General features: G+C 44.3%; 1 protein-coding gene. It reads right to left on the reverse strand.

Annotation, left to right across the window (positions count from 1 at the left end):
* Window positions 1-49: 49 nt before the first annotated feature.
* The coding region (locus GC097_RS35470) for an ABC transporter permease (protein ID WP_171684330.1) at window positions 50-673 on the reverse strand (624 nt) is incomplete at its 5' end.

A 673-nucleotide genomic window follows, 5' to 3' on the forward strand; every position in this document is an offset into this window, starting at 1 on the left:
CCGCCATCCTCAAAAGTCCGTGTAATCTCCTGTAATACAAGTCTGTTTCTCATGCTGCTGTCCTCCCAATCGCATCTAATGCATCGATTTTGGCGACTTTCCACACCGAAAATAGCGAACCGGCCAGAGACATTGCCACAAAGGACAAGCAAGTAAGTGCCAAGGTGGAGAAACCTAATTGAAAGGGCATAGAACTTGGCAATACGGCCTCAAACAATTGTACCAGCAGGACACTAATGATCAAACTGCCGACCGATAAGAGCAAAACCTGCATCGTGACACTCCTAGCTAAATAGGCAGCACGTGTACCGATGGCTTTCAAAATACCAAATTGACTGGTTTTCTGGATCGTGATGACATAAAAGAATACAGCCAATACAAAGGCAGAAATAACAAACAAAAATACAATCATCATCAGAAGAGAGCCTTGCTCTTCTTTGTAACCAGGAATCGCTGACACTGCCTCAGACTTCGTTATAACCGCTGTATTGGGCAGCGCGGCCTGAAGATCCTTAACTTTTTCGTTCGAGCCTTTAATGGCAATCGCATTGTAAACTTGACTGTCGGCTGATTTCGTTCCTTGACGAGTAAGTGTCTGCGCCTGAAGATCAAGCCAATCTTGTTTATTAAGAAAAACAGCCGGTGTATGACTGAATGACTCGTTCTTCACAAA

Origin of the sequence: Paenibacillus planticolens (assembly GCF_013141725.1) — a bacterium.
Taxonomy (GTDB): domain Bacteria; phylum Bacillota; class Bacilli; order Paenibacillales; family NBRC-103111; genus Paenibacillus_E; species Paenibacillus_E planticolens.